General features: G+C 68.3%; 6 protein-coding genes. 4 read left to right on the forward strand and 2 right to left on the reverse strand.

Annotation, left to right across the window (positions count from 1 at the left end; genetic code table 11):
- Both AB0J09_RS52620 and AB0J09_RS52625 read right to left on the reverse strand, forming a co-directional pair.
- The coding region (locus tag AB0J09_RS52620) for an FAD/NAD(P)-binding oxidoreductase (RefSeq protein ID WP_360709516.1) at window positions 1-780 on the reverse strand (780 nt) is incomplete at its 3' end.
- Window positions 781-829: 49 nt separating this feature from the next.
- Window positions 830-1,039 (reverse strand): hypothetical protein, encoded by a 210-nt coding sequence (locus AB0J09_RS52625; RefSeq protein WP_360709518.1) that lies wholly within the window; start codon window positions 1,037-1,039, stop codon window positions 830-832.
- A gap of 669 nt (window positions 1,040-1,708) precedes the next feature.
- Here AB0J09_RS52625 and AB0J09_RS52630 point away from each other — a divergent pair.
- The 4 genes from AB0J09_RS52630 to AB0J09_RS52645 all read left to right on the forward strand — a co-directional run.
- Window positions 1,709-2,080 (forward strand): hypothetical protein, encoded by a 372-nt coding sequence (locus AB0J09_RS52630; RefSeq protein WP_360709520.1) that lies wholly within the window; start codon window positions 1,709-1,711, stop codon window positions 2,078-2,080.
- A 78-nt stretch (window positions 2,081-2,158) separates the two neighbouring features.
- Window positions 2,159-4,918, forward strand: a complete 2,760-nt coding sequence (locus AB0J09_RS52635) for an AAA family ATPase (protein WP_360709521.1) — start codon at window positions 2,159-2,161, stop codon at window positions 4,916-4,918.
- Window positions 4,919-5,033: 115 nt separating this feature from the next.
- A complete protein-coding gene (locus tag AB0J09_RS52640) occupies window positions 5,034-5,981 on the forward strand; it encodes an NADP-dependent oxidoreductase (RefSeq protein WP_360709523.1) in 948 nt (315 codons plus the stop codon).
- A 293-nt stretch (window positions 5,982-6,274) separates the two neighbouring features.
- On the forward strand, window positions 6,275-6,490 hold a 216-nt coding region (locus AB0J09_RS52645; RefSeq protein ID WP_360709525.1), incomplete at its 3' end, for a hypothetical protein.

Raw genomic sequence — 6,490 nt, forward strand, 5'->3', positions numbered from 1 at the left:
GACGTTGAGCGTCTCGGTGACCGGGACCTGCCCCTGCGGGGTGCGGATGGTGAGCCGGCCGTCGGCGAGGTAGTCGCTGTTGACGCGCACGCCGTGCGCGCGGAACCAGATGTCGGCGGTGATCTCCTCCCCGCCGGTGGTGGTGACGGTGAAGGTCTCGGCCTGGCCGGGCTCGGTCGCCGGCGGCGCGGTGAGATCGGTGCCCAGCCGCAGGCGGATGTCGAGCTCGTCGAGCTGGCGGTGCAGGTCGTGACGCAGCTCCGCCTGGAAGGCGGGCAGGAGCTGCTCGGCCGGGTCGACGATGGTCACATGCTTGTGCGGCCAGACCTCCTTGATCTCCCCGGCCAGCTCCAGACCGACCGGCCCGGCACCCAGGATCAGCACCCGGTCGGCACCGGCCAGCTCCTTGTGGGTCCTGCGGAGATCGTCCAGGATCTGGTCGGTGGAGTTGGCGGTGGGCTTGGCCGGGTAGGCATAGCTGGAGCCCGTGGCCAGGACCAGATAGCCGGCCTCGACCCGCTGGCCTGAGGCCAGGGTGACGCCGCCTGGATCCACGGAAACCGCACGGTCGCGGATCACCGTGCCCCGGGTCAGCCACGTGGCGTAGGGGAAGAACATGTTGCTACCCCAGTCGGGCTGGGTCAGCGTCCGCAACGACCCGGCCGTGTTGACGAACGCGTCCCGGGGATCGATGAGGACGACCTCAGCCTCGGCAGCCAGCGCCTTGGCGAGTGCCGAACCTCCGTAACCGCCGCCGATGACCACTACTGTACGACTCATGATGTGCGCCCCAATCAACAAAAGAGGTGAGTTCGTGCTACGAACCATATTAGTTCGTGATCCGAACTGCAACTCGGGGTGGTTTTAATGCTCGTGTTCCGGGTGGCCTCCTTCGCTGGACATGCAGGGTTCGTAGCCAGTGCTCGGTCTCGGCGTGAATGCCGTCGGCCAGGCCGTCGAGCTTGCGCTCCAGCCAGGTCTCGAATGCGGGGCGCCGGTCATCGATGAGCACGCCCATCTCGGTCAGGACCTCGGTCACCCGCTGAACGCTGATGTCCAGGGTTCGGATGGCGGGGAACAGGCGTGTCGAGCAGGTACAGGAGGAGATTCCCTACGGGGAGGAGACCTTGCCCAAGGGAATCGCCTACCTCTCCGCCGAACTGGCGAGGGGCATCGTCGACCAGCCAGGACAGACTCTCCGGTAGCCGTCAGGCAGGGACGACGGCAAGTCCCCGCGCCGAGCGCGAGGCATCGAACGCATGACTCGGTCAGGTGACGGATTCGCCGCTCACTGTGACTGATCCCGCTCCCGACTGGCGCTGAGGACTGGCGGCCAGCCGGCGCCTCGATAGATCATCAGCAGTATCCAAGGCAGAAGATCGCTTCTATAAGCCAGTCAGTCGACAGATTCGCCTGCTTGACCGCCATGCGTACCATCGATGACCTGCAATCTTGTCCAATGTCGTGCTTTCCGGTCAGGCAAGGCGCTGGAAGCGTGTCCATGAGGATTTTGGGGGCGTGTTGTGAGCGAGCTGGTCTTGGTGATCGGGGCAACCGGCAGGCTCGGCAGAGCACTGCTGCGGCTGGCCGAGGCCGGGTTCGATGTGCGCGGAATGAGTCGTAGCCCTCGCGCCGGATCCGATGCCGACTGGGCGGTGGCGGACTTGATGACCGGGCAGGGGCTGGCCGAGGTCTGCACAGGGTCGGCATGGTGGTGCGTCTGGCTTTGGCGCCGTACAAGGGCCAATACACCGACCGGGTCGAGGTGGACGGCACGCGGCGGCTCTGCGAAGCGGCCCGTGAGGCGAACGTCGGGCATCTGATCTACACCTCCATCATTGGCGCGGACCGGATCCCTTGGGGGTACTTCGGGACGAAGGTCCGCACAGAGGAGATCATCAAGGCGGCCCGGGTGCCGTGTCGCAAGAGGCGGCCCATCGTGCGCATGAAGCTCCCCGGCAAACTGGGCGCCGCCTTCCGCGGTAGCCACCTCGCCACCCATTCCACCCCCACGGGGGGCGATCACCTGGAAGAGATACCTGCAAGAGAGGTATTGATCACTCGCCCGGCCACGGACTGACTCGGAGACACGCACCAGGGCAGGATGGGCAGCATCTCGAAGCAGGCGAAAGGCAACTCGGGCAGATGGGATGTTGTCATGCTCATTGGTCGGGCGAGCGAGCAGGCAGCGATCAATCGCCTGCTCATGGACGTGCATTCCGGCCGGAGCGGAGTGCTAGTTCTGCATGGCGAGGCGGGCATCGGCAAGTCGGCATTACTCGACTACGCCGCTGACGTCGCCGCAGGGGAGATGCGGGTGTTGCGCGGGTCAGGATACGAATCCGAGCTGGAGCTGCCGTTCGCAGGGCTCCATCTGCTGCTGCGCGGCGCACTCGACACCCTGGAGGCGCTGCCCGCCGGACAGGCGCGCGCCCTGCGCGGTGCACTCGGTATGGGGCACGCGCCCGAAGGGGACCGGTTTCTGGTAGGCGTGGCGGTGCTCACGCTCCTGGCAGAGCTCGCCGAGCGGCGTCCCTTGTTGTGCCTGGTGGACGACGCGCATTGGCTTGATCATGCCTCGGCGGAGGCGTTGCTGTTCGCCGCTCGCCGTCTCGATGCGGAAGGCGTCGGGCTGATCTTCGCGGCCCGTGAGGACGAACCCGCTTTCCCCGCTATGGGAGTGCCGGAGTTGCGGGTAAGTGGGCTGGATGACGAATCGGCCAGCGAGCTGCTGGTCAAGCATGCCGGCGACTTGGCGCCGCAGACGCGCGAGTTGCTGCTCAGGGAGGCCCACGGCAACCCGCTGGCACTGCTCGAATTGCCAATGATGCTCACTCCGGACCAGTGCGCGGGCGAGTTGTCCACGCACGCCATCGCTATCGGCTCAGCCTCAGCCTCAGCCGCCAGTCGCGTGCATCTGACCTTTCGCGACCGTATCGCCCGGCTTCCCGCCGACACCCGGACGCTGCTGCTCGTCGCCGCCGCCGACGACACCGGCGCCCTCGATGTCGTCTTGCGGGCGGCGCGGGACCTGGGAGCCGAGCTGGCCGACGTGGACCCCGCCGAGGCTGCCGGCCTGGTGCAGGTGAGGGAGGGGCAGATCTCCTTCCGACATCCGCTCGTACGCGCCGCCGCCTATCAGCACGCGCCCCTCGCGCAGCGGCTGGCGGCCCACCGTGGACTCGCCGACGCCCTGTCCGATCGGCAGGCGGACGCCGACCGCCGAGCCTGGCACCTCGCCTCCGCCGCCACGGGACCGGACGAAGAGACCGCGGCGGCCTTGGAACGCAGCGCCGAGCACGCTCGCGCACGGGGAGGGTACGCCGCGATGGCCGCCGCCTATGAACGTGCCGCACAGCTCAGCCTCGAGCCGGAAGAACGCTGTCGTCGCCTGGCCGCCGCCGCCGCGGCGGCGACCGATGCCGGGCGCTACACGCGTGCCGCCTCCCTCGCCGACCAGGCCGCTCTCGCGGTGGCCGATCCGCTGGCGGTCGCGAGTCTGGCCCGCACGCGCGCCACCATCGCCATGGCACAAGGCCGCTTCGAGGCCGCCCACGCCACCTTGACCGAGGCAGGCGAGAAGATCATCGGCCAAGCGGAAGACCTCGCCATCACCCTGTATTTCGAGTCGCTCACGCCGGCGTGGATGACCAGCGACTTCGCCGCCCTGTCCCGTACCGCGCTCAGGGTGGCCCACGCACGACCTCTCGCCACCGGACGGGCAGGCTCACTGACCCGGGTATTGGCAGGCGTTGGGGGCCTGGCCGCCGAGGAACCGCCGGCGGGCCTGTCGTGGCTGCGCGAACTCATCGAGGGCCTGCGCGAGAGCATCGAACCGGTGAACCTGCAGGAAAGGGCCCAGCTCGCCATCTGGGACCTGGCCATCGGGGACGACACGGCGGCATACGAGAGAGCCCAAGCCATCGCGTCCGGCTGCCGCACCCAGGGGATGGTCGGCCTGCTCCCGCTGGCGCTGCTCCTGCTGTCCCGTTCTCAGATGTTCCTGGGCTTGCATCGTGACGCGCTGGCCAACGCCAAGGAAGGGTTGCGCATCGCCAGGGACACCGGCCAGCGCCACTACGCCGCACAGCTGGTCGCCGTGATGACCTACCTCGCCGCGCTGGAAGGCGACGAGGACAGATGCCTGGCGCTGGCCGAGGGGATCGCCGATGTCCAGGACGCCGCGACCGGCGGCATGCGCTGTGTCGCCCTCAACCTCCTCGATCTCAGTCTGGGCAGGCCCGAAGCGGCGCTGCGCAGGGCCGAGGAGTTCGGGGCGTTCGGTCCCGCCGCTCGTGCCGTGATGGTCATGCATCGGATGCCCGACCTGGTGGAAGCCGCGGCGAGGGTCGGCCGCGGGGGCTTCGCGAGAGCGGCTGCGGAACGGGTGGGCGTTTGGGCGTCGCAGATGACTCAGCCCTGGGCGGAGGCGGTGGCGCTGCGCTGTCAGGCGCTGCTGGCCCCGGATGACCAAGCGGAGCGCTACTACGAGCGGGCCGTGTGGCTGCACCTGCGCGATGGCCGTCCGTTCGAGCGCGCTCGCACCGAGCTGCTCTACGGGGAGTGGCTACGTCGGATGCGTCGCCGTGCCGACGCCCGGCATCACCTGCGATCAGCTCTGGACGTCTTCGACCGCCTCAACTGTCGGCCATGGGCCGATCGCGCCCGCGCGGAACTGAGGGCGACCGGTGAGCGGCTGATCGCTCCGGTACGCGAGCCCGGCCTGCTGCACCGCCTCACCCCTCAGGAGCTGCAGATCGTCAAGCTGGCGGCCACGGGCATGAGCAACCGAGAGATCGCGGCACAGCTCTTCCTCAGCCCGAGAACCATCGGATACCACCTGTACAAGGCATATCCGAAGCTCGGCGTGGCCTCGCGGACCGAGCTGCCGGCCCTCGATCTCGATGAGGCGAGCTGAAACGCGCAGTGGTACGGCGTTTCGGATAACCGGCAAAGCCAGTCGCCCAACAGATTCGCGCGGCCAGATGCCTCACTAACGTCTCGTGAGCAAGGTTTCGATGCAAGGAGACGGCATGCGAGCAGTGAGGCAGCATCAGTGGGGCGGTACCGAGACGCTCGAACTCGTCGATGTGCCCGTGCCCAAGCCGGCGCCGACCGAGGTGCTGGTCAAGGTGGTCGCGGCGGGCGTCAACCCGGTGGACGTCTACACACGGATGGGCGTCGCCTACAACCGTGTGCTGAGCCTGCCCTTCGTCAACGGCTGGGACGTGGCCGGCGTGGTCACCGCGGTCGGGTACGGCGTGACGAGGTTCCAGGTCGGTGACCGCGTGTTCGGGATGCCGTGGTTCCCCCGAGAGGCCGGCGCGTACGCCGAGTACGTGACTGCGCCGTCCCGGCACCTGACCAGGATCCCCGAGGGCATGTCGTTCGCCGAGGCCGCGGCGCTTCCGCTCGCGGGCCTGACCGCGTGGCAGATGAGCGTCGACGTCGGCGGGATCGGTCCCGGGCATCGGGTGCTCGTCGCGGCGGCGGCCGGTGGGGTCGGCCATCTGGCCGTTCAGGTCGCCAAGGCCCGTGGCGCCTATGTGATCGGTACGGCCAGTCCCGCCAAGCACGAGTTCGTACGGAGCCTGGGAGCGGATGAAGTCGTCGACTACACCGCGGTGGACGTTGTCGAGGCGGTCCGCGACGCCGACGTGGTCATCCAGATGTTCGGCGGCGAAGCCGGGCTCGAGGCGTTGAAGTGTCTCCGCCCCGGAGGCCTCATGATCAGCGGCCAGGGCGCGTGGACGCCCGGGATGTCGGAACGAGCCGCCGAACTGGGCGTCCACGCCACGGACTTCCTCGTGGAACCGGACGCCTACGGACTGGAAGCGCTGGTAGAGCTGTACCGCGAGCGCCGGCTCGCCGTGCACGTGGAGCGGGAATTCATGCTCACGGATGCCGCGGCAGCACATGACCTGGTCGCCAAGGGGCGCACCATGGGCAAGGTCGTCCTTAACGTGGGCGATCCAGAGTAACGTCTCGCCATAGCGCAGCGGCTCTTCTCATGGTTGCCGCGTGAGGACATCGCTCCCACCAGGCCGCTCACGACGACATTGGAATGGATGCACGCCAGCCACCGCGCGCATCCCCTTCTCGTCCTCCCGCCATTGGGCGTCCAGTAGAGGTCGAAGCCGATGGCGGGCCAGCGCAGGATGTTCGCGCCACAGTCGGTGAGCGCGGCCTCTTGAGACAGTGCCTCGGCGAGCACGGCGGGCGTCGCCATATCGGGTCCAGCCGAGATACGGCCAATACCGGCCATGGGTTGATCTTGAAGGCGCTCACCTGGGAAAAGAGCGCGGCACCGGGACAGCCGAACACGACCTCGGATTCCGAGATTACGAACATGATCGACTGGTGGCCGCTTCTGGCCGTATCTCGGCTGGACCCGGGGGTACGGCACCGACGCGATCGAGCGCCGGTATCGGACCGGGGTGGTCGCCTGACGGCGACCGACGGGGACGCCCGCCCGTCGCCGGCTCATCCC

The organism is Nonomuraea sp. NPDC049784 (assembly GCF_040659615.1).
In the GTDB taxonomy this organism is placed as follows: Bacteria; Actinomycetota; Actinomycetes; order Streptosporangiales; family Streptosporangiaceae; genus Nonomuraea.

Excerpts from the sequence above, each read along its gene's own strand:
- AB0J09_RS52630 (WP_360709520.1), top strand. The coding sequence starts at position 1,709 with ATGGTGGTGCGTCTGGCTTTGGCGCCGTACAAGGGCCAATACACCGAC.
- AB0J09_RS52635 (WP_360709521.1), top strand. The coding sequence starts at position 2,159 with ATGCTCATTGGTCGGGCGAGCGAGCAGGCAGCGATCAATCGCCTGCTC.
- AB0J09_RS52640 (WP_360709523.1), top strand. The coding sequence starts at position 5,034 with ATGCGAGCAGTGAGGCAGCATCAGTGGGGCGGTACCGAGACGCTCGAA.